Annotated in this window: 20 protein-coding genes; 3 read left to right on the top strand and 17 right to left on the bottom strand. The window is 66.9% G+C overall.

Annotated features, from left to right (window positions below; all coding sequences use genetic code 11):
• Nucleotides 1-29: 29 nt before the first annotated feature.
• Both LG367_RS01705 and glnA read right to left on the bottom strand, forming a co-directional pair.
• Nucleotides 30-623 (bottom strand): GNAT family N-acetyltransferase, encoded by a 594-nt coding sequence (locus LG367_RS01705; protein WP_319004000.1) that lies wholly within the window; start codon nucleotides 621-623, stop codon nucleotides 30-32.
• Entirely contained in the window at nucleotides 623-2,032 is a 1,410-nt protein-coding gene (gene glnA, locus LG367_RS01700) for a type I glutamate--ammonia ligase (RefSeq protein ID WP_226467479.1), read from the bottom strand. The genes LG367_RS01705 and glnA overlap by 1 nt, the downstream gene beginning before the upstream one ends.
• A 256-nt stretch (nucleotides 2,033-2,288) precedes the next feature.
• On the opposite strand from glnA, the gene LG367_RS01695 reads away from it, so the two are divergent.
• Together LG367_RS01695 and LG367_RS01690 are read left to right on the top strand one after the other, a co-directional pair.
• Nucleotides 2,289-3,095 carry an undecaprenyl-diphosphate phosphatase gene (locus LG367_RS01695; RefSeq protein ID WP_226467478.1) on the top strand — a complete coding sequence of 269 codons (807 nt, stop codon included), beginning with the start codon at nucleotides 2,289-2,291 and terminating at the stop codon, nucleotides 3,093-3,095.
• Nucleotides 3,096-3,198: 103 nt separating this feature from the next.
• Entirely contained in the window at nucleotides 3,199-4,065 is an 867-nt protein-coding gene (locus tag LG367_RS01690) for an META and DUF4377 domain-containing protein (protein ID WP_226467477.1), read from the top strand.
• Between the two features lie 50 nt (nucleotides 4,066-4,115).
• Here LG367_RS01690 and LG367_RS01685 read toward each other — a convergent pair whose 3' ends face one another.
• The 13 genes from LG367_RS01685 to LG367_RS01625 form a co-directional block, all read right to left on the bottom strand.
• The gene (locus LG367_RS01685; protein WP_226467476.1) at nucleotides 4,116-6,047 is read right to left on the bottom strand and encodes an acyl-CoA synthetase; all 1,932 of its coding nucleotides are present in this window, start codon (nucleotides 6,045-6,047) and stop codon (nucleotides 4,116-4,118) included.
• Between the two features lie 125 nt (nucleotides 6,048-6,172).
• On the bottom strand, nucleotides 6,173-7,234 hold the full coding sequence (locus LG367_RS01680; RefSeq protein ID WP_226467475.1) for a sensor domain-containing diguanylate cyclase: 1,062 nt from the start codon (nucleotides 7,232-7,234) through the stop codon (nucleotides 6,173-6,175).
• A gap of 146 nt (nucleotides 7,235-7,380) precedes the next feature.
• Nucleotides 7,381-7,998, bottom strand: coding sequence for a YbhB/YbcL family Raf kinase inhibitor-like protein (locus tag LG367_RS01675; RefSeq protein WP_226467474.1), 618 nt, complete (start codon nucleotides 7,996-7,998; stop codon nucleotides 7,381-7,383).
• 12 nt (nucleotides 7,999-8,010) lie between these two features.
• Complete coding sequence (locus tag LG367_RS01670) at nucleotides 8,011-10,074, bottom strand: tetratricopeptide repeat protein (RefSeq protein WP_226467473.1); 2,064 nt, start codon at nucleotides 10,072-10,074, stop codon at nucleotides 8,011-8,013.
• Nucleotides 10,075-10,203: 129 nt separating this feature from the next.
• Nucleotides 10,204-11,250 carry a YheT family hydrolase gene (locus tag LG367_RS01665; RefSeq protein WP_226467472.1) on the bottom strand — a complete coding sequence of 349 codons (1,047 nt, stop codon included), beginning with the start codon at nucleotides 11,248-11,250 and terminating at the stop codon, nucleotides 10,204-10,206.
• A gap of 10 nt (nucleotides 11,251-11,260) precedes the next feature.
• Nucleotides 11,261-12,019, bottom strand: a complete 759-nt coding sequence (locus LG367_RS01660) for a lysophospholipid acyltransferase family protein (protein WP_425490889.1) — start codon at nucleotides 12,017-12,019, stop codon at nucleotides 11,261-11,263.
• Nucleotides 12,020-12,136: 117 nt separating this feature from the next.
• Nucleotides 12,137-12,568, bottom strand: a complete 432-nt coding sequence (locus LG367_RS01655; RefSeq protein ID WP_226467471.1) for a hotdog fold thioesterase — start codon at nucleotides 12,566-12,568, stop codon at nucleotides 12,137-12,139.
• Nucleotides 12,569-12,639: 71 nt separating this feature from the next.
• A complete protein-coding gene (locus LG367_RS01650) occupies nucleotides 12,640-12,852 on the bottom strand; it encodes a hypothetical protein (RefSeq protein WP_226467470.1) in 213 nt (70 codons plus the stop codon).
• A gap of 42 nt (nucleotides 12,853-12,894) precedes the next feature.
• On the bottom strand, nucleotides 12,895-13,095 hold the full coding sequence (locus LG367_RS01645) for a hypothetical protein (protein ID WP_226467469.1): 201 nt from the start codon (nucleotides 13,093-13,095) through the stop codon (nucleotides 12,895-12,897).
• 405 nt (nucleotides 13,096-13,500) lie between these two features.
• Nucleotides 13,501-15,444 (bottom strand): phospholipase D family protein, encoded by a 1,944-nt coding sequence (locus tag LG367_RS01640; RefSeq protein WP_226467956.1) that lies wholly within the window; start codon nucleotides 15,442-15,444, stop codon nucleotides 13,501-13,503.
• A gap of 81 nt (nucleotides 15,445-15,525) precedes the next feature.
• Nucleotides 15,526-16,143, bottom strand: coding sequence for a YceI family protein (locus tag LG367_RS01635; protein ID WP_226467468.1), 618 nt, complete (start codon nucleotides 16,141-16,143; stop codon nucleotides 15,526-15,528).
• Nucleotides 16,144-16,145: 2 nt separating this feature from the next.
• A complete protein-coding gene (locus LG367_RS01630; protein ID WP_226467467.1) occupies nucleotides 16,146-16,622 on the bottom strand; it encodes a SixA phosphatase family protein in 477 nt (158 codons plus the stop codon).
• 159 nt (nucleotides 16,623-16,781) lie between these two features.
• Entirely contained in the window at nucleotides 16,782-17,408 is a 627-nt protein-coding gene (locus LG367_RS01625) for a ParA family protein (RefSeq protein ID WP_226467466.1), read from the bottom strand.
• 232 nt (nucleotides 17,409-17,640) lie between these two features.
• Here LG367_RS01625 and LG367_RS01620 point away from each other — a divergent pair, with 232 nt between their 5' ends.
• Entirely contained in the window at nucleotides 17,641-19,128 is a 1,488-nt protein-coding gene (locus LG367_RS01620) for an AAA family ATPase (protein WP_226467465.1), read from the top strand.
• 34 nt (nucleotides 19,129-19,162) lie between these two features.
• On the opposite strand, the gene LG367_RS01615 is transcribed toward LG367_RS01620, so the two are convergent.
• Both LG367_RS01615 and ggt read right to left on the bottom strand, forming a co-directional pair.
• Complete coding sequence (locus LG367_RS01615; protein WP_226467464.1) at nucleotides 19,163-20,200, bottom strand: hypothetical protein; 1,038 nt, start codon at nucleotides 20,198-20,200, stop codon at nucleotides 19,163-19,165.
• A gap of 46 nt (nucleotides 20,201-20,246) precedes the next feature.
• Nucleotides 20,247-21,998: a gamma-glutamyltransferase gene (ggt, locus tag LG367_RS01610; RefSeq protein WP_226467463.1), complete on the bottom strand. Its 1,752-nt coding sequence runs from the start codon at nucleotides 21,996-21,998 to the stop codon at nucleotides 20,247-20,249.
• Nucleotides 21,999-22,118: the final 120 nt, after the last annotated feature.

Genomic DNA, 22,118 nt, shown 5'->3' with positions numbered 1-22,118 from the left:
CCCGCGTTTCCGAATATCCGTCGTGCGGATCATCCAAAAGCACGAAGCTGGCCGGCTCCTTCGCCTGCTTCCCTAGAGCTGATCTCCCTCGTCATGAAAACGCTGTTCGGATCTTCAACGTACGCATCGAACGGAGCGCAGTAATCGAATCCGAAGCGCGCGTACAGCTGTCGCGCGGGTTCGAAATAATCCATGGAGCCGGTTTCCAGGCTCAGCCGGCGATAGCCCCGGCGCTCCGCTTCCGCGACCAGATGCTCCAGCAATCGCGACGCAACCCCCTTGCGTTTGTGCGCGATCGCCGTGCGCATCGACTTGATCTCCGCATGCAGCGCATCCAGCTCCTTCAGCGCGCCGAAGCCGGCCAGCTCGTCTCCCTCCCAAACGCTCCAGAACGTGATCTCCGGACGGCGCAGCTCGGCGAGGTCCAGTGCGTGAGTGCTTTCCGGAGGTGACACCTGGCGCATGCCGTGCAAGTGCTCGCGCAGCAATGCGATGACTTCGGTGGATTGAAGATCGTCCAGGCGGATTTCCAAAAAAGACACCTCGTTCCGTTGCGAAAAACGACTGCGAAGCTGGTCCGATCCCTCCCCTCGCGGCGCGCGTGAGGGGAGGGCAACACACATCAGATGGCGTAGTACATCTGGTATTCGAGCGGGTGGGTCGCCGCGCGGAACGCGGTGACTTCCTTCAACTTCAGCGCGATGTAGCCGTCGATGAAGTCGTCGGAGAACACGCCGCCGGCCTTGAGGAACTCGCGATCCTTGTCGAGCGCTTCCAGGGCCTGGTCGAGCGAGTGGCACACGGTCGGGATGCCCTTCTCCTCTTCCGGCGGCAGGTCGTACAGATCCTTGTCGCTCGGGCTGCCCGGATCGATCTGGTTCTTGATGCCGTCCAGGCCGGCCATCATCAGCGCGGCGAAGGTGAGGTAGCCGGACTGCATCGGATCGGGGAAGCGGATCTCGATGCGGCGCGCCTTCGGATTGCTCACGTACGGAATGCGGCACGAGGCGGAGCGGTTGCGCGCCGAGTACGCCAGCATCACCGGCGCCTCGAAGCCCGGCACCAGGCGCTTGTAGGAGTTGGTGGTGGAGTTGGTGAAGGCGTTGATCGCGCGCGCATGCTTGAAGATGCCGCCGATGTACCACAGCGCCGTCTGCGACAGGCCGCCGTAGCCGTCACCGCTGAACAGGTTGACGCCGCCCTTGGCCAGCGACTGGTGCACGTGCATGCCGCTGCCGTTGTCGCCGACGATCGGCTTGGGCATGAAGGTGGCGGTCTTGCCGTTGCGGAAGGCGACGTTCTTGATGATGTACTTCATCGTCAGCAGCTCGTCGGCCTTCTTCACCAGCGAGTTGAACTTGGTGCCGATCTCGCACTGGCCGGCGTTGGCGACTTCGTGGTGATGCACTTCCACTTCGATGCCGACCTGCTCGAGCGTCTTGCACATCTCGGCGCGGATGTCGTGCAGCGAGTCCAGGGGCGCCACGGGGAAATACCCGCCCTTGATGCCGGGGCGGTAGCCGCTGTTGCCGCCTTCGTATTCCTTGGCCGAGTTCCAGTGCGCTTCCTCGGAGTCGATGTGGAAGAAGGTGTGGCCCATCTCGTTGGCGTAGCGCACCGAATCGAAGATGAAGAACTCGGGCTCCGGACCGAAGAAGGCCTGGTCGGCGATGCCGCTGGATTTCAGATAGGCCTCGGCGCGCTTGGCGACGCCGCGCGGATCGCGCGAGTAGGCCTGCATCGTCGCCGGATCGAGGATGTCGCAGCTGAGCACCAGCGTCGGATCGGCGGTGAACGGATCGAGGAAGGCGGTGTCCGGATCGGGCAGCAGCACCATGTCGGATTCGTTGATGCCCTTCCAGCCGCTGATCGAGGAACCGTCGAACATCTTGCCGTCCTCGAACAGGCCGGGCTCGACGATCGACTTCGGGAAGGTGACGTGGTGCTGCACGCCGCGGACATCCGCGAAGCGCAGGTCGACGAATTCGACCTTGTGATCCTTGACGAGCTTTTCGACGTGTTCGATGGACATGTTGTTTGTGATCCGGTGAAAAGTGAAAGGGGGAATCGTGCGGCCGGCATGGCCGAGACAAAGGTTACAAAGCACAAGTCATGCCAACGTCGTTTTCGCTCACAAGCCCTTGATTGTTAAAGCCAGATGAAGGGTTTTGAGATGTCGAGCACCTCTTCAGGGCATCCCTGGCACCCGCTTGCACCAAAACGGTGCGCCGTGGCGCGGCTGGTATCCTCTGCGCTGCCCAGCTTTCCCCCGATTCCCCATTCCTCACATGTCCGACCTCCTGGCCGCCCTGTTGCTGGGCATCATCGAAGGCATCACCGAATTCCTCCCCATCTCCAGCACCGGCCATCTGCTGATCGCCGAACACTGGCTGGGTCACCGCTCGGACCTGTTCAACATCGCGATCCAGGCCGGCGCGATCCTCGCGGTGGTGCTGATCTACTGGCAGCGCCTGTGGGGCCTGCTGGTCGGCCTGCGCGAACCGGCGCAGCGCGACTACGCCTTGAAGCTCGCGGTGGCGTTCGCGGTGACCGCGGTCGGCGGCCTGCTGGTCAAGAAGCTCGGCTGGACCCTGCCCGACACGATCCAGCCGATCGCCTGGGCGTTGATCCTCGGCGGCGTGTGGATGGTGCTGGCGGAGCACTTCGCGGCCAAGCGCGCGCAGGCACTGGGCGAACGCAGCGCGATCACGTGGACCGTCGCCATCCTGGTCGGCATCGCACAGGTGGTCGCGGGCGTGTTCCCGGGCACCTCGCGCTCGGGCGCGACGATCTTCGTCGCCCTGCTGTTCGGCACCACCAATCGCGTCGCGGCGACCGAATTCGCTTTCCTGGTCGGCATCCCGACCATGTTCGCCGCGACCGGCTACGAACTGCTGGACGTCTACAAGAGCGGCGGCCTCGCGCACGAGGACTGGAGCGCGCTGTCGATCGCCTTCGTGGCGTCGGCGGTCACCGCCTTCATCGCGGTCAAATGGCTGCTGCGCTATATCCAATCGCACCGCTTCACCGCGTTCGCGATCTATCGGGCCGTGCTCGGCGTGGCGCTGTTGTGGTTCCTGCCGGTGGCGCACTGAGCCGCTGCCGTTCGAAAACTGAACGCTTCGCGGCACCGGATGACCCCGATCCACGGCACCACCCGTTGATCCTGGCTCCCACTCATCGAAAAGACGCAAGGCCATGACGAAGACCACCCGCGCCGCTTCCCTGCTTGTCACTGTGCCGCTGGCTGCCATGTTGCTGGCCGCCTGCACTACGCCCACCGCTTCGCAGGAAGCGCAGACCGCGCAGCAGCCGTCCGCGACGCAGGCCGGTTCGGAGACGCCGCAGGCGCAACCCGCCGTCGCGCTGTCCGGCTATTACTGGCGCCTGAGCAGCGCCGTCGACGGCAAGGGCCAGCCCATCGCGACGCTGCAACCCGGCACCGATCCGAAGCGTCCATTGCAGCTGACCTTCGCCAATGGCCGGCTCAACATCAGCGGCGGCTGCAACCGCCTGTTCGGCAGCTATACCGAAAGCCAGGGCGCGATCGAGGTCGGCGAGAAGATCGGCTCGACCATGATGGCCTGCATGGATTCGCCGCTGATGCTGCTCGACAGCGAAATCAGCGCGCGCCTGAAGGGCAAGCTGCAAGCAACCATCAGCGACAACGCCGAGGCACCGCAGCTCATCCTGGTCTCGGGCAATGGCGACAAGCTGACCTTCACCGGCGAACCGACGCCGGAAACGCGCTACGGCGGCGAGGGCAAGATCGAGTTCTTCGAAGTCGCCGCCAAGCGCGTGCCGTGCGGACACCCGCTGATCCCGAACTACCAGTGCCTGCAGGTGCGCGAGCGCGAATACGAAGAGAACGGCGTGCAGAAGCCCACCAAGGCCGAATGGCAGCCGTTGTACGAGGACATCCAGGGTTACGAACACATCGACGGTCAGCGCGACGTCGTGCGTGTGAAGCGCTTCGAACGCAAGAACCCGCCGGCCGATGCGTCTTCCGTGGTGTACGTGCTCGACATGGTGGTCGAGAGCGAAGTGCCCGACACGAAGAAATAAGCGATCCGCACGGACGGACGATGTCGATGCATCGTCCGTCCACTCTCGGACTACTGCAAGCGCACGCCCAGCGGAAAGCGTTCCAGCACCTGCCGCACGTCATCCGGCGCCACGCCGTCGCCAGGCGTGGCATGGACCACCAGCCCACCGAGCTTGTCGTCCTCCACGCGCAGCTCATGCACGGCCAAGCCCGCCTCGTCCAGGGCGGCGCGCAGGGCATCCTCGGCTTCGAGCCGCTTCAAGGCCGGCTTGTAGATCTTGCCGATCGGCGTCAGCGGCATGATGTCGAGAATGCGGATGCGCTTGGGTAGCGCCGCTCTTTCGGCGATCTCGCCGCGCAGGAATTCCAGCAACGCCTCTTCGCTGACCGCGGCGCCGGGCTTGAGCTGGACGTAGGCCACCGGCAGTTCGCCGGCATAGGCATCCGGCCGCGCGATCGCGGCAGCAGTTTGCACCGCCGGATGGCGATGCAACGGATCCTCGATCATCGCCGGATCGATGTTGTGGCCGCCGCGGATGATCAGCTCCTTCTTGCGGCCGGTCAGCCAGAAATAGCCATCGGCATCCTGGCGCGCGAGATCGCCGGTATTGAGCCAACGCCTGCCGTCGCCGAGATCGACCCACAACCCTTTGTCCTGCGCCGCGATCCGGTAGCCGGCGAAGACGTTCGGCCCGCTGATCAGCAACGCGCCGACTTCATCGGCCGCGCAATCGCGCAGGTAGTTTCCGTCGTCGTCCAACTGCACGGCTTTCATCAGCTGTCCCGGCAGGCGCAAACCGATCGAACCGGATCGACGTTCGCCCAGCGGCGGATTGACGCTACTCACGCAGTTGCCTTCGGTGAGGCCATAGCCTTCGAGAATCTTCAGGCCCGTGCGCGCTTCGAATTCGCGAAACACCGCCAATGGCAGCGGCGCCGCGCCGCAGATGCCGAATTGCAGCGAACTCAGATCGCGCCCCTCCACCGGCAGCTGCAACAGACCGGCGTACAGCGTCGGCACGCCGGAGAAGAAATTGATGCGGTAATGCTCGACGATCTCCCAGAACCGCTTGACCAACCCTTCCGTGCGATAGCCCTGCGGCGGCCCCAGCACCACGTGCGCGCCTTGCGAGAACGGCAGCAGGCCGGTGACGAACACGGCATTGGCGTGGAACAGCGGCAAGCCGCAGAACAGGGTGACATCGGGTTTGAAGACCTCGCCGAACGTCTGCGCGGCGCCCCAGGCATTGGCGATCTCGTTGCCGTGCCGGCGCATGGCGATCTTCGGTGTGCCGGTCGTGCCGCCGGTGCAGAAGAACGAGGAGTAGTCGCTCGCCCGGATGGTGCGCCCGCTGCGCAAGCGATCCGCGGGTTGGTCGGCGAGCGCGGTCTTGAAATCGCGCACGTCCACGTGTTTCGGCAACGCGCCGGCGACGCCACGCTTGCCATGCAAGCGCGTCTCTTCGCGACGCTGCAGCCGTTTCGCGATCCAGCCCTTGATCCCGGGAACATGATCGGCCAGGTTGATCAGCAGCACGTGTTTCAACGATGGTGCCTGCGCGATCGCCTGCTGCACCTTCTGCCAGAGATCGGTGCCCGGAAACGGCGCCAGCGTGACCAGGATCGTGGCCTGCGCAGTGTCCAGCAGCTCTCCGATCGCCGCTGCTTCCAGCAACGGATTGATCGCCAGCACGATACCGGCCGCCTCGCCGCCCCAGATCGTCCAGTGCGTTTCCGGCAGGTTGGGCAGGATATAGGCGATCACCGTGTCCTTGTCCGCGCCGAGCGTATGGAACAGGTTCGCGGTCTGGGTGATGCGCTCGAACAACTGGCGATAGGTCCAGGTTTCCGGGCGGCGGAAATGATCGACTTGCAGGAAGAACGACAGCGCGGGCGCGTCGGGACGTTGCGTGGCGGCGCGGCCGATCAGCGCGTAGGTACTTTCGGGAAGGTCGGGCGACGGGTCTTCCGCCTCGATGCGCTCGATATCACGCTGACTCACGATCCCGCTCACGCAGCCCCCTCTGTCGTATTCGATTAAAACCGCCCGACGCTAACACGATGCGGCGCACGGGGCCGTCACCGGATCTCGGCGCGCATCGGAATGCAGCGTTTTAGGAATACGCGTCAGCGGTCCGCCGTGGCGCCTTCCCGGCGCCGGCACTTGTCGGCGTACATCGAACGGTCGGCCTCGGCGATCAGCTGGTCGAGCGTGGCGCTGTGGCCGTTCACCGCCTGGGCCACGCCGATGCTGAATTGCGGTGCGCCCTGCATCTTCGACGAGGCTTCCCAGGTCCGCGCCCGCGCCGCCATGCGCAGACGCAGTTCGTCGGCGACGGGCGCATAGCCGGCCGCGAGCACCACGAATTCGTCGCCGCCGATGCGCGCCAGCAGGTCGCCTTCGCGGAACACGTGACGCAACAGTTCCGCCGCGGCGCGGATCAACGCATCGCCGGCGGCGTGGCCGGCCACGTCGTTGGCGCGCTTGAGTCCGTCCAGATCGGCGTAGATCAGGCTGCAGCTCTCGCCCCGGTCGCGCAGCATCGTGTAGATGTGCTCGGCCTGTTCGAAGAAGCCGCGCCGGTTGAGCAGGCCGGTCAGTTCGTCGGTCTGCGACAGCCGGTGTACCTCTTCCTGCGCGCGGCGGCGCTCGAAGATCTCCGCGTGCAGCTGTTGCGTGCGTTCCTCGACGCGGCGCTCGAGCTCGGAATAGACCTGCACGTTCTCCATCGCCACCGATGTCGAATCCGCCAAGGCCTGCAGCAGATGCACCTCTTCGTCGGTGGCGCGATGCATCTGCGCCCAGTAGTTGCCGATCGCGCCGATGGGTTCGCGCGTGCGGATCGGCACCATCACCAGGCTTTTGACGAAGGTGGGACGATAAGCCTCATGGGGAATGCGCGGATCGAGATAGATATCCTCGATCACGGTGGCGCTGCGGTTGAGCATGGCCCAGCCGCTGATGCAGATCGACATCGGGAAGCGCTGTCCTTTCCACAACGGCGCGATCGCATCCTCGTCGGCGTAGTAGCACTCGTCCCCGTCGCGCAGCACGAAGGTGGCGCCGTCGGCGCCGGTGAGCGCGCGCGCGGCGCGCCGGACGACGGCGGTCACCGCGTCGAGATCACGCGCGAGCGACAGCTCCTGCACGGCGTCGACCAGACGCTCCAGACCGAGTTGATAGGACATGGTCTGCAATCCCCAGAATCACGCCGGCATGCTAGCCCAATTTTCCGAACGGCACAGTCGGTGTGGCGCGTTCATCGACGACGCTCCGAGGAACGCTCGCTGACTTCGTTCATGAATCCCGAGCCGATGCGCGCCCGGGACATCCTTCAAGGTGCATTCGCCTTGGCGTTGAGCGTGTAGGTGCCATAGGTCGCGGCTTCCGCGATCACGTGTCCCTGGACCGCGCGCTGCACGTCGGCGGTGGTGAATCCATCCGGCAGATCGAGCTTGGCGACGTCGAGCGCAAACAGGCGGAAGAAGTAGCGATGCACGCGCAGATCGTTCGGCGGCGGATACGGGCCGTCGTAGCCGAAGTAGTCCCCGCCGAGGTCGGCGTCGCCGGCGAACCAGCCGGTGTAGTCGTTGCGGCCCTGGCGCGCGCCGGACGGGCCGTCCGGATTCTGCTTGCCACGCTTGGTCACGCCGTCGCTGCAGCTGCCTTCGGCGATCTCGCACACGTCCGGCGCGATGTCGACCACCGCCCAGTGCGCGAACTGGCCGCGCGGATGCGCGACGGGAATCTCGACGCCTTCCTTGCCGACCAGCGACGGATCGGTGGGCGCATCGGGATCGACGCAGAGCAACACCAGGGATTTCGCCTCCGCCGGCACCTCGCTCCATGACAGCTGCGGATTTCGGTTGCCGCCGAAACCATCGGGCGCGCCCATCGCGAACGTCGCGGGGATGCGTTGGCCGTGTTCGAAACTCTTGCTGGAGATGCGCATGCGGTGCTCCTTCTATTCGGAATAACCCAGTTTCCGCGCCACCGGCGCCAGCGTCGCGAACGGCTGCGCCAGCACCTGCGCGTAATCGCGCCAGCGGCCGGCGGCGAAACGCGGCGCGCCGAACATGCCGGCTGGCGGTGGCGGCAATGGTGACTGCAGCACTTCGCTGAGCACCTGCGCCACAGCGGCTTCGTCGTTGACGATGGCGTCCATGCGCACCAGTGTGCGGCGGAACAGGTCGCCTTCCTCGATCGCGACGAACTGTTCGAGATGCCGCGCCAGCCACCGCGCCGCCTCGTCGGCGGAGACGAAGCGGAACGGCGCACCGAACACCAGCCAGTCGAGCAGCATGTCGCGCGGATCGCGCAACGCGATGAGCAGGCCCGCTTGCGGGATGTGCGCGCGCAGGACGGCGAGCAGCGCGTTGTCCCACCACGGCAGCCAGTCGATGATCTGCGCGTTGGGCACGCCGCGCGCGGGCAGCTGCGTGTACCAGCTTTGCGCGACGTCGGCGGTCGCCAGCTCGCCGCTGGCGAGTCGGGAATAGGTGTTGAACTGCTGGAGCGCATCGCGCGGCGGCTCGGCCTGGAAGCGATCGCCACGGAATGCCGGAATGCAGCCGGCCAGCAGCGTGGCGATGCGCTCCACCGACGTGCCCGGCGCGCCGATCAGGAATACGGCCGGTGGCGTGCCCGGGATGATGTCGGTGATCGGCGGTAGCGGCGCGGAAGCCGTGGTCGGTTCCGGCGGCGGCATCCGCTGTTCGGCGGTGTCGTCCTGCAATGCCAGCCAGGTCTGCAACGCTTTATCGCGATAGCCGGCGGCGTCCTGGGCGAGGCCGAGCCAGCCGCGATACACGCGCTTCAGGTCTTCGTTCTCTGTCTTGCCGATCAGGTCGTTGAGGTGGGCGACCGCCATTTTCGGATCGCGGCGCAGATGGCCGTCGGCCACGCAGCTTTGCGCCGGCATGTGGTCGGGCTGCTGTTCGATGATGCGGCGCGCCGCGGTTTCCGCCAGCGCCGTGTCGCCGCGCGTGGTGTAGACGCGCATCTGCAGATCGAGCGCCGCAAGCGAGTCGGGCGCGGCGGCGAACCAGCGATCGAACACCGCCAACACGTCCTCGCCATCGAGCGGTTCGACGGCGACGCGCGCGCGCCACAGGCCTTCGACCTGCGGCGAGGTCGCCAATGCGGCATCGAGCGTGCGGCGCGCGTCGTCGCGATCACCCGTGCGCTGCCAGACTTCCAGGATCGCCGCCAGCGTCAGTGGATCTTCCGGCTGCGCCGCCAATGATGAGCGCAACAGCGGCAAGGCGCGATCGGGACGTCCGGCCGCCAGTTCCAGCTGACCGCCAAGCCGCTGCATCGCCGGCGTCGCATCGGCGGCGTTCGCCAGCGGCGCGAATGTGTCCGCGGCATCGTCGACGCGGCCCTGTTGGCGCTGCAGATCCGCGATCAGGGCGCGCAGGTTGTCGGCATCGGACAGCTGTCCGAGCACGCTCTTGAACGCATGCTCGGCGAAGGCCAGATGGCCTTTCTGCAGATGCGCGAAGCCGAGCACGTAGCGGATCTGGGTGTCGTCCGGCGCCTGTCGCGCGGCGCTCGACAGCAGCGAGAGCGCGGCATCGGCGTCGCCGCGCTGCAGCGCCTGCGTGCCTTCGAGCATGCGCAGCCAGGGATGGCCGGGCGCGATGCGCGAGGCCAGTTTGGCCAAGCGCTGCGATTCGTCGAGATCGCCGCGCGCGATCGCCAGCTGCGCCTGCAGGATGTAGGCGCCGAACTGGTTGGGATCCAGCTGCACGCTCTGCGACAGCGCCGCCTGCGCGGCGTCCACGTCGCGCTTGCCGAGCAGGAAGCCGGCGCGCTGGAAATGCAGATCGGCATCCTCCGGCGCCAGCGCGATGGCGCGATCGATGCTCGCCAGGGCCGCGTCGCGGTCGCCGTCGGCATCCAGCGCCAGCGCCAGCCAGCGATGCGCCTGTGGTTGATCGGGCGTGGCGGCGATGGCGTCGCGGGCCAGCGTCAGTGCCTCGGCATGGGCGCCGCGGCGCAGGGCGTCGTAGATCCGTTCTTGCATGGGCTTCCTGCGTTGGCGGGCGGAGGCCCGGAACCGCATAGTCTAGCCCCGCGTGGGCGGCCTGCCCGAGGACGCGGCTCGCTTTTGCTCGTCATTCCTGCGAAAGCAGGAATGACGAGTCTGGGAGATTCAGGTGATCGGCGCAGGCCCGGTGAGGCGTTCTGCCACCCAACGCTCGGCGAACCCATCCAGCCGTCCGTTCTCGAGGAAGCCGCAATGCCCGCCCCAGCGCGCGATCTCCACCGTCATCGCCGGTGCCGGCACGAGCGCGTGGAAATCCTCGACCGGGATGACCGGATCATCCGCCGAAGTGAGGATGTCGGCCGGCACGTCGAGCGCGGCCAGGCGATCGCCGGCGATGCTGTAGCCGTCGAAATAACGGTCGAGGGTTTCGAAGTCGGTGTGGCGCTGCACCATCCACTGCGTCAACTCGCGCATGCGCAGGCGCAAGGTGGCGTCGTCGAAATTGTGCTGCTCCGGGAACAGCACGCGCTTGCGTTGCAGCGATTCGCGCCATTTCTTCTCGAAGTAGCGCAGGTAGACCTGCGGCGCGCGCTCTTCCATCCAGAGCATCGTCTTGGCCGGATCGAGCACCGGGCACACCGCGGCCACGCGCGCCAGCGGCAGGCCGGCGGCGGTCGCACGCACGGCCAGGCGCAGCACGAAGTTGCCGCCGAGCGAATAGCCGGCCGCGACCAGCGGGCGCTGCGGCCCGGCCTCGGGCCAGAAGCGCCGCGCGATGTCGCAGGCCGCGTGCACCACTTCGTCGATGCGGTTGGAGTGGAACAGCGCTTCGTTGAGGTGATGGCTGTCGCCGTGATCGCGGAAGTTGAGGCGGAACACGTCGAAGCCGCGCCGCAACAGATGCACGGCGGTCGTGCGCATGTAGCTGGATTCGGTGCTGCCCTCCCAGCCGTGCAGCAGCAGCGCCAATCCGCGCGGACGCAATCCGGGCAGCGTGCTGTACAGGCCGTGCAGGCGCACGCCGTCACCGCCGTCGATCAGGTGTTCTTGCGTGATCGCGCCCAGCCGCGCCAAGGCGCGCGCGCCATGCGCGCGCCGGAACGGACTGCCGCCCAGGAACGATTGCACGTGCCGGTTGCGCAGCCACAGCGGCGGCTTGTAATCACTTTCCCGCGGCAATGCGGGGGTGGGCAGCGGCAGCGAGACGTCCATGGCCGCCGCCTCAGTCCGTCTGCCCCATGGCAGTCACGATGCGCTCGCGCGCGAGTTCGGCGATACGGCGGCGTCCGCCCGCGCCTTCCGGCGTGATCGGTTCGAGGAAGATCACATCGACCTCGCGCGAAGGCTCGCCGACCAGGCGCACGAAATTGGCGAAGAAACTTTCCTTCGGCCCGAACGCGACGATGTGCTGCGCGGATGCCCGCTTGCCATAGCACAGCGCCACCGGCTGCACCGGCACACCGGCTTCCACCGCGGCCAGGAAGATGCGGGCATGGAATGGCCCGACGGCGTGGCCATCACGCGTGCGGCCTTCCGGGAACACGCCGACCGAACGGCCGGCGAGTAGCCGCGCCTGCATTTCTTCCATCACACCGCCCAGCGATTCGGGATTGCCGCGCTCGTGATAGATGGTTTCGCCGCGCGTGGCCAGCCAGCCCACCAGCGGCCAGCCGGCGATCTCGCGCTTGGCGACGAATCCCATCATGCGCTGGCTGTGCAGGGTGACGATGTCGACCCAGCTGACGTGGTTGGCCACGAACAGCACCGCGCCCGGCACCGGCGTTCCGATGCGCTTGAGGCGGAATCCGAACACGCGCATCAGTCCCGCCGACCAGGCGCGGATGACGCGATGGTCCAGCCGCGTGCCGCCGACCTGCCACGCGCACCACGGCGGCAGCATCACGATCAATGCCAGCGGCAGATCGATGAAGATGTGCCACAGCAGGAACGGAACGCGGATCAGGTAACGCAGGGCGCGCACGGACAGAGGGCGGCAAGATGGCAGTGGGGGGTCGTCACGATACCGAACGGGGTTAGAGTCCGGCTACAGATCATGCACGGCATGCAGTGTTTTGCGGCGTCTGCGTTGCGCGGCGCCTCAGGCACGCCGCGGCACCACTGCCAGCGTGAGGCGGGAAATGCAGACCAGGCGGGCGCTTTCGTCCTCGATGCGGATTTCCCACACCTGCGTGCTGCGGCCGACATGCAGCGGTCGCGCGGTGCCGGTCACCGTGCCTTCGCGCACGCCCTGCACGTGGTTGGCATTGATCTCGATGCCGACGCAGAGCGCGTCCTCGCCCACGCACAGGTTGCCGGCGCTGCTGCCCAGCGTTTCCGCCAGCAGCACCGAGGCCCCGCCATGCAGCAGCCCGTAGGGCTGGTGGGTGCGCGCGTCCACCGGCATGGTGCCGCGCACGTAGTCGGGGCCGACTTCGGTGATGACGATGCCCAGGGCTTCCATCGCCGTGTTGCGGGCGGAGGCGTTCAAGGCCTCCGGTGTGGCGGTCTTGCGAAAAATGCTGTCGGTCATGTGGTGGCGCTTGCTAGGGGGGAAGCGCCGCAGACTAGAGCATTTCGCGTGGACCGGAGCGCGGGTTCCGATCAGCAGAATTCGAAGCGGGCATTGCCCCAGTTGCTGGTGTAGCGGCGGCTGCTGGCGTAACCGCTGCTGCGACCGTAGCCGACGCCGAAGTCGCGGGTGCGGCTTTCGCGGCGGAACTCGGAGGGCTCGGGGGTCAGCATCTGGCGATTGCGGGTGGCGCTGGCGGCGGCGACCAGGGCGAGGGAAAAAGTGGTGCGGGTTTGCAGGTTCATGACGTTCTCCGGGGGGGGGAAGTGTTGGTTTGAGCGGCGGTTTCAGCAGAATTCGAAGCGGGTGTTGCCCCAGTTGCTGACGTAGCGGCGGCCGCTGGCGTAGCCGCTGCTGCGGCCGTAGCCGATGCCGAAATCGCGGGCGCGGCCTTCACGGCGGAAGTCGGCCGGCGAGGTCTGGCGGTTGCGGGGCGCGGCGACGACCAGGGCGGTGGAAGCGGCGGCGGTGCGGGTCTGCAGGTTCATGGCGGTCTCCAGTGGAGTGATAGTGAAGTGGTGTATTGGTAAAGTATAACACCGAGACATCAGAACCATGTGCCGAAAGTCATGCCCCCTCGAAAGTCATGGTTGGGAACGGGGCACATGTCTGTGAAATCAAGGGATTGGATGCGCCCCGACGGCGCACGGTTGCCATGACCGATGGCCTAGTCACCAGGCAGTCAGGGGCCTTGCGCCCCGCTACAGCTGGAATCGGCGTCCAGACATGGCCTTGGAGCCCAGTCGTAAAGCCCAGCCGAGTGACCCACCCGTCATCCCAGCGAAAGCTGGGACCCACTTTGATTTTTTGCGTGGCCGCAGAAAAGGCAGCAGCACGATGGATCCCAGCTTTCGCTGGGATGACGGTCTAGGGGATGACGGTTTGGCGCGTGATTACAGAATCGGGGCGAGCCCGGCTCCGAACGCGGTGAAGATCCGCGTCAGCAGGCCTTTCAAGCCCATCTTCACTTCCGGGAAATCGCCCACCGGCTCGTAGCAGCGGCGGAAGTTGGGATCATTGGGCGGCAGCGGCATCGGGCAGTCCGGGCTCGGCTTGAATTCGTAGCTGGTGGCGTAGCGCACCGGCCAGAAATCGAACAGCGGCAGTTGTTCCGACACTTTCGCCAGCGAGTACTCCAGGCCGGAGAACAACGGCGGCTTGTCGCGCCGCGCGATGGTCCAGGCATTGGCCGGTTCGATGTCGCGACGGATGCTCTTGGCCAGGGCCTGTGCGAAGACGGGATCGTCGATCACCACCGCGCTCTCGGTGTTGTAGCGGTCGCCGCGCGGATCGAAGTTGTGGGTGCCGACCACGCCGATGCGTTCGTCGATCACCATCGACTTGGCATGCAGGCCGAAGCGCGTGCCGCCGCGCTTGAGCTTGACCGGCTTGTTGACCGAGGAACCCGCCCAGCGCAACGCCGAGTATTCGCGCCCGAGCGGACGCTCGCGGCCATGCCGCGATTCCGTTTTGCCCGTTTTGCCGGCAGCGGGCGCGGCATCGCTGATCACTGGCGTGCCGTCGCTGTTCCAATGGATGTCGACCGCACCGGTGGCTTCCACGTCGAACGGCGCGTTCTGCGGGAACGGTTTGTATTCGTGGATCTCGAAACCGAAATCACGCAGGTAGCGCCGCTTGTACTTGTACGAGAGCGCGTAGGCGATGAAGGCGTCGGTGGCGGCGAGGCTATTGGTGGAGATGACCACGCGCGGCCGCGGCTTGCGCGCGCGCAATTCACGGAACAGGTCCTGCGCGGCCGGCGAGAGCACGAGATAGGGTGTCTGCAGCAGCATCTCCGACTGCGTGGCGGCCACCAGTTCGTGGAGGCGGCGTGCCGACGGCGCGATCTCGTTCTCGTTGCTGCGGCGGTGCTTCTCCGGCAGGTCGGCGATGAATTCGACGCCCTCCACCGGCATCGCCGCGGCGGCGAGGCGATCGCGCACCAGCGTCTCGTCGCCGGCATCGCGGGCCATGCGCTGCGCGCGCTCGGGCAGCTCGTAGTCGTTGGGCGGCAGCACCGGCACGCCGCGGTCGAGCAGGCGCTTGCCGACATCGACGAGTTCGGCGATACGGCGCGTGCGGCGCGAATTCCAGAAGGTTTCGAAGCTGACGGACATCTCCGTCGTCACCGGACCGGCCACGAGCACGTCGCGATCGCGGAAGTTGTAGACGCTGCTCCAGTCGTAATAGTCGTTCTGGTAGTTGCGCCCGCCGGTGATGCCGACGATGCCATCGATCAGCAGCAGCTTGCTGTGCATGCGCTGGTTGAGCTTGCGCCAGCAGCATGCCGCGGCGAAGGCGTACATCGGATAACTGATGCGGCCGCGTCCGAGCACCGGGTTGTAGACGCGCAATTCGAAATTGGCGTGCACGCCGGCCAGCGCCGCCAGGGTGTCGACGCGCTTGAGTGCGGAGAGCTGGTCGACCAGCACGCGCACGCGCACGCCGCGGCGGGCGGCGGCGAGCAGTTCGTCGAGCACCAGATGGCCGGCGTCGTCCTCGTCGAAGATGTAGGTCTGCAGATCGACGCTGCGGGTGGCGCTGCGGATCAGGTTCAAGCGCGCCAGCAGCGCGTCCTGGCCGTAGTCGAGCAGCAGCGCGTAGTGCTTGGGCGCGGCCGGCACGCTTTCGCCGTAGGCGCGCACGGCCAGCTCGCGCAGCGGCGAGGGTTGCGCGCAGGCGGTGTCCGGTTCCTGGCACGTGATCTCGGTGGAGCGCGCCTCGGCGGCGATGCGCAGCGCGCGATCGCGCTGCACCGGCGTGAGGCTGGCGCACGACGCGCAGGCGAGCGCAAGGAACAGTGTCAGCCACCGCCCCGCTCTCCTCACGTCGATCATCTTCGCCCGATCACTCAACTGGATGCCCCTCCCTGGGGATGCCTGCCCAACCTGCTTCCCTCACCCCGTTTCCTGCATGTCTCATTCTTCGGGCAGCGTGCGCACGCGCAGGCGGAACACCACGCGATCGGACAAGGCGAAGCGCCAACGATCCACGCCGTAATCGTTGCGGTCGATGCTGCCGTGCGCAACCACGTCGCAGTCGCGCGCCGGATGCGGACAGGCGGCCTGCTCGACGGTGAAGGTCTCATTGCGACGCACGCCGCGGATGCGCAGCGAGCCGATCAGCGAACCGCCTTCCAAGGTCAGGCTCGCCGGATACGGTTCGGAGATGAACTCGATCGTCGGGAAATGCTCGGCGTCGAAGAAGCTGCGGCCGCGGGTGAGCTTGGTGTAGGTCTTGTTGCCGGTGATCTCAACATCGCGCGCCGACAGCTGCAGCCGCACCTGGTGGCGGCCATCCGGCAGCACCGCGATCTCGCCGCTGTAGTGCGGGAAGCGGCCGTCGAGCGTCTGTCCCCAGCGCGTGCGCAGGGCGAAGCCGATCTCCGACTTCATCGTGTCGATCGAAGCCGCGCCCGCCGGCGCCGCGAACAGGGCGCCCAGCAGACAGGACCAGGCCGCCATCCGCCGCAGCCCGCGCGGCGGACGTGCCGTTCCCTTCTCGCCGGCATCCCGACGAGAAGTGGTCGCCAACATGCTCACGGCCACCAGAACGCGGACAGCGTGGCAATCCCTGGCTCGATCTCGGCATCCGCCGGCAGCGTCAGCACGACGATTCCGGCCGGCGGCATGCCGCGGTAATCACCGGATTGTCCGCTGTGCATCAAGGCGGCGAGGCGTTCCAGCCCCGGGTTGTGGCCGACCAGCAGCAGCCGGTCGACGTCGCGATGGGCATCGGCGAGCGCCGCCAGGGCGCCCGAGGAGGCCTCGTAGATGTCCGTTTCCAGGCGCTGATCGACATAGCCGATCACGCCCAGCACCGCTTCCAGCGTCTCGCGGGTGCGCCGCGAGGGCGAGCACAGTGCCCGGTCCGGCACCAGCTTGTGTTCGTGCAGCCAGCGGCCGGCGGCTTCGGCCTCCGCGGCGCCCTCGGCCGAGAGGGGCCGGTCGAGGTCGGTTTCGCCCGGAGCGACCGGTTCGGCGTGGGCGTGGCGGAGCAGGATCAGTTCGCGCATGGAGGGCCGTGAAGCGGCAGGGTGCGGAGAGTTTAGCGTCGTCATTCCCGCGAAAGCGGGAATCCATGGACTTTCGTCAAGACTACGATGATCGGGTCGAACGTCCTTGGATTCCCGCCTTCGCGGGAATGACGAGCAAACCGGCGGGCCAGTTCCTTCTCATTTCTTCAGCCAGCGCAGCAAGGGCTGCCAGTCTTCCTGGTGCTGGCGCACCTGCGCGGAGTTGTAGTCGAACAGGCTCTTGCCCAGCCCGGTCAGCATCACGTAGGCCTGGCTGTCGCGCAGCTGCGCCACCACCGGGTAGGGCCATTGCTTGAGCAAATCGAGCGCCTGCTGCGAGGCGTTGGTCCAGGGTTTGAGGCGGTTGCCGACCAGGCCCACGCGCGTCTGGCCCTTGCGCACGCGCGGATGCTTGGCCAGGGAATTGAGGAAGTTGACCGTGGCGTCGATGTCCAGCACCGAGGGCTGCACCGGCACCACCACCACGTCGGCGGCGTCCAGGTGGGAGTCGAGATCCTCGCGCATGGCGCCGGCGGCGGCGTCGATGACCAGGCGCTGGGCGTCCTCGGGTACCGATTTTTGCCAGTTGCGGCGGGTGCCGTCGATCGGCAGCACGGCGCTCTGCAGGCCGGCGCGGCGCTCGGCCCAGCGGGTCGAGGAGCCCTGCGGGTCCGCATCCACCAGCACGGTGCTCAGTCCCGTCAACGCCGACTGGGCCGCGAGGTGGGTCGCGATCGTGGTCTTGCCGACGCCCCCCTTGGAACTGGCCACCAGCACCGTCTTCATGCGCAACCTCCGCTCAAGGAAACGAACCGCGAGCGTACACCAGACGATTCGCACGTGCCCTGGGGGCGGCACCTCGATACCGGGACCTCCCCGCACGGCAGTAAAACCGGCGATCCGAAGGTGGAACGCCACCTGGATGGTTCCCTTGAGGATGCGGCCGCCGACCGACACCTCGGGTGCCCATCTGCTATCGTCGCCGCGCTCCAAGGACCACGATCGACCGACCCCGCGCATGAGCGAACTGCAGGACCTCGCCGCACTGATCCGTGCCGGCACGCCGTTGATCGTGATCGAGACGCCGGACGAAGCCCGCGTCATCGACCTGTTCCGGCAATCGCTGCTGCACGTGTGGCGCGCGCTGTACCGCTGGTCGATCACCGAAGGCCTGCGCCGCATCGACCTCGACAACGAGGACCCAGCCGAGACGCCGCCCGACACCGGCACCACGCTCTCGGCGATCCGCAACGCATCGCAGCGCGGCGTGTACCTGCTGCTCGATTTCCATCCCTATCTCGGCTACGCCGGCACGCAGCGCCAGCTGCGCGACATCCTGCAGCGCCGCGACTGCCAGCCGCACTGCCTGGTGCTGATCGGCCAGAAGATCGAGCTGCCCGACGAACTGGAAACCCTGGCCACCCGCTTCGCGCCGCGCCTGCCCGATGCCAACGCATTGCTGAAACTGGTGCAGGACGAGGCACGCGCCTACGCCACCGAGAACGGCGGCAAGCGCGTGGAAGTGGACGCCGACGCGGTGCGCCAGATCGTGCGCAACCTGCAGGGCTTGAGCCTGACCGATGCGCGCCGCATCGCCCGCCAGCTGATCTTCCGCGACGGCGTGCTCAACGCGAACGACCTGCCGGAACTGGCCAAGCTCAAGTTCGAACTGCTCAACCGCAGCGGCCATCTGCATTACGAATACGACACCGCGCGCTTCGCCGACGTGGCCGGCGCGAAGCGGCTGAAGCGCTGGATCGAGCAACGCCGCAAGGTCTTCGTCGAAGGCAATGCGCCGCCCGGACTCGACCCACCCAAGGGCGTGCTGCTGCTCGGCGTGCAGGGCTGCGGCAAGTCGCTGCTGGCCAAGGCGGTCGCCGGCGGTTTCGGCGTGCCGCTGGTGCGGCTGGATTTCGGCACGCTCTACGACAAGTTCCACGGCGAGACCGAACGCAATCTGCGCATGGCGCTGGCGTCCACGGAACAGCTGGCGCCGTGCGTGCTGTGGATCGACGAGATCGAGAAGGGCCTCGCCGGAGACGGTGGAGATTCCGATGGCGGCGTGTCGCGCCGCGTGCTCGGCTATCTGCTCACCTGGATGGCCGAGCGCAAGTCGCAGGTGTTCCTGGTCGCCACCGCCAACCAGGTGGACGCGCTGCCGCCGGAATTGCTGCGCAAGGGCCGCTTCGACGAGATCTTCTTCGTCGATCTGCCCGATGCGGCCGCGCGCGAGGAAATTTTCGCGCTGCATCTGCGCAAGCGCGGGCTGACGGCGGAAGAATTCGACCTCGCAGCCTTGGCGCAAGCGGCGAACGGGTTTTCCGGCGCCGAGATCGAACAGGCCATCGTCTCGGCGCTCTACGCCGCGCACGCGGCATCGGCACCGCTCAACGAATTCCAGCTGCGCGCCGAACTCAAGCAGACGCGGCCGCTGTCGGTGCTGATGGCCGAACAGGTGAGCGCGCTGCGCGAGTGGGCACGCGAGCGGACGGTGTCGGCGGACTAGCCGGGTTCTGAACTAGTCCATCCCGAAGATTTGTTCAGGGCTGCTCGGGCCGCCAGTCGGCGGGCGGCTGCAGCGGAATGTTCGCTTCCTTCAACACGCGCACGATCAGGTCGATCTCGGTGTGGATGGAGGCGTCGGCCAGCAGCCGCTTGAGCTGCGCGGCGCCGTTGTCCGGCTGCGCGCTGGTGGTTTCTCCGAATTGGCGCAGCTGCCAGGCGACACTGCGGCGCGCGTCCTCGGCGGCGGCGCGCGCGGCTTCGTCGGCGGCCGTATCCACCCGCAGACCGCTGCCGATGGCGCGACCGATCGCGGTATCGGAGGCTCCGCTCATTATCTCCGCCAGGTGCCGGCAATCGGCCGCGCGCGTGGGCGTTTTGGTCAGCGCCGCACCGCGACAGGCGGAGAGCAATTCCGTGAAGTTCGGCAGCGGAATGGCGCTGCCCCACAGGCCCATCGCGGCATTCGCGGCGAAGGTGTCGCGCTCGGCGGGAGAATCGAACATCGCCGCGGCTTCCTGGTCGTTCGGCGGCGTGTCGGTGTAGGCCTGCGTCAGCCAGCGCGCCATCTCGAGGTAGTGCAGATCGAAGCGCTGGCGTTCGCGCAGCGCGGCCAGCAGCGCATCGACCGGCTGGTCGCCGTAGAGCAGCGGCGCGGCGTTGTCCGGCTCCGCCTTCGCCCAATCGGCCACGGACTCGCGGCGCGTTTGGCCGCCGGCGACGAGCAACAGCAAGTCGGCGATTGGATCGCGGCCGGGCGCAGCCGCCGCGCGATTGCGCCAGGCATCCGCGTTGGCGTCTTCTTCGACCGGTTGCGAGGGCTCATCGCCGGCCGGCGCACCCGGCTGCATCTGGCCCTCGGTGAACTTGCCGCGCAGCAGCGCCGCCAGCGCCAGTTCGCGCGCGCCGCCCTTGGCGGCGAGCTGCGTCGCCAGCCGTTGGTGATAGCCCTCGGCAGCGTTGATGCCCGCGGCGTCCTGGTCGGAAGCCTCGAAGTCCGGGATCTGCGCGGAAGACAGGCCGGCGACAAGCGCGCAAGCCAACACACCGGGAACGAGCAAGGGTTTCAGCGACATGAGCCATCGACCTGGATGCGGGATTCCATCATCCCATGCCACGGTCTCAATAGCCGGCCGCCTGCCCGTCCTTGCGCGACTCGCTGGCACCGACATAACCACCGTGCGGATTCACCATGATCGCCTGATAGCCGCCATACGGCCCGTCGGCGAAACGCACGCTGTGGCCCTTGCGCATCAGCGCGCGCACCGTCTCGTAGGGGAAGCCGCTTTCCAGATCGACTTCGCCGCCGTCGCGCGTCGCCGTGTTCTGTCCGGTCGGTTCGGCATCGCCGTCGTGCTGGATGCGCGGGGCGTCGCCTGCTTCCTGCAGGTTCATGCCGAAGTCGAGCAGGTTCAGCAGGATCTGCACATGGCCCTGCGGCTGCATCGCCCCGCCCATCACGCCGAACGACAGCCACGGCTTGCCGTCCTTGGTGACGAAGGCGGGAATGATGGTGTGGAACGGTCGCTTGCCCGGCGCATAGCTGTTGGGGTGTCCCTTCTTCAAGACAAACATCTCGCCGCGATCCTGGAAGATGAAACCCAGGCCCGGCGGCGCCATGCCGCTGCCCATGCCGCGATAGTTGGACTGGATCAGCGACACCATCATCCCGTCGGCATCCGCGGTGGTGAGATAAATGGTGTCGCCCTCGTTGACCTGCGCCGGAATGCCCGGCGCGACCACACGCGCCGCCTTGTCGAGGGAGATGCCCTTGCCGCGCTCCTTCGCATACGCCTTCGAGATCAGCTTCTCCACCGGCGTCTTGTAGAAATCCGGATCGGCGTAGAGCGCGGCGCGGTCGGCGAAGGCGAGCTTCTTGGCCTCGACGAACAGGTGCACGTGCTCGGGACTGCCGAAGCCGTATTTTTTGAGGTCATAGGGTTCGAGCAGGTTGAGGATCTGCAGCGCGGCGATGCCCTGGCCGTTGGGCGGCAGTTCCCAGACGTCGTAGCCTCGATAGTTGGTGCTGACCGGCTCCACCCACTCGCCATGATGCTCGGCCAAATCCTCATAACGCAGGAAGCCGTCGTTGGCCTTGAAGTAGGCATCGATGACGCGCGCGATCTCGCCCTTGTAGAACGCGTCGCGGCCGCCCTCGGCGATCTTCGAGAGCGTGTCGGCGAGATTCGGGTTCTTCCAGATCTCGCCCGTGCGCGGCGCACGTCTTTCCCCAGGCGTGTTGCCGTCGAGCGTGAACTGTTCCGTGAAGCCCGGCCATTTCGACAAGCGCGGCACCGAGAGATTCCAGTAATAAGCGATCACCTCGCTCACCGGAAAGCCTTCGCGCGCGTAGCGGATGGCGGGCGCGAGGTTCTCGCGCATCGGGCGGCGGCCGAAGCGTTCGTGCAATGCGAACCAGGCATCGACCGTGCCCGGCACGCTCACCGGCAGCGGCCCGTGCGGCGGAATGTCGGTGAGCCCGCGCTTCTCGAACTCGGCCAGCGTGAGCGCCTTCGGCGAGCGGCCGGAGCCGTTGTAGCCGTAGAGCTTGCGCGTTTTCGGGTCCCAGACGATCGCGAACAGATCGCCGCCGATGCCGTTGCCGGTCGGCTCCATCAGGCCGAGCGCGGCGTTGGCGGCGATCGCCGCATCGAGCGCGCTGCCGCCGGCCTTCATCGTGTCGAGCGCGATCTGCGTGGCCAGCGGCTGCGAGGTGGCCGCCATCGCATGCGGCGCGTAGACCTCGCTGCGGGTGGCGAAAGGCTGGCCGGTGATGCGGTCGGCGGCGGCCGCCGGCACGGCGAAACCCCAGGCCAGCGCGGCGGCGAGGATCGCGACGGCCGGCCGGAGAGGACGACGGGGTGAGGTTCGCATGGGGGATCTCGACATCAATGGACCGCCCGCCACGATACCCGCGGGCATGCCTCACTAGGGCACGCCCCAGCTTGTCCGCCCGATCCCGGCGGATTTAGAACATGCCCACGATTCCTCCGG

Origin of the sequence: Luteimonas panaciterrae (assembly GCF_020511115.1) — a bacterium.
Classification (GTDB): Bacteria; Pseudomonadota; Gammaproteobacteria; order Xanthomonadales; family Xanthomonadaceae; genus Luteimonas; species Luteimonas panaciterrae.
This window is presented reverse-complemented; position numbering and strand designations above follow the sequence as displayed.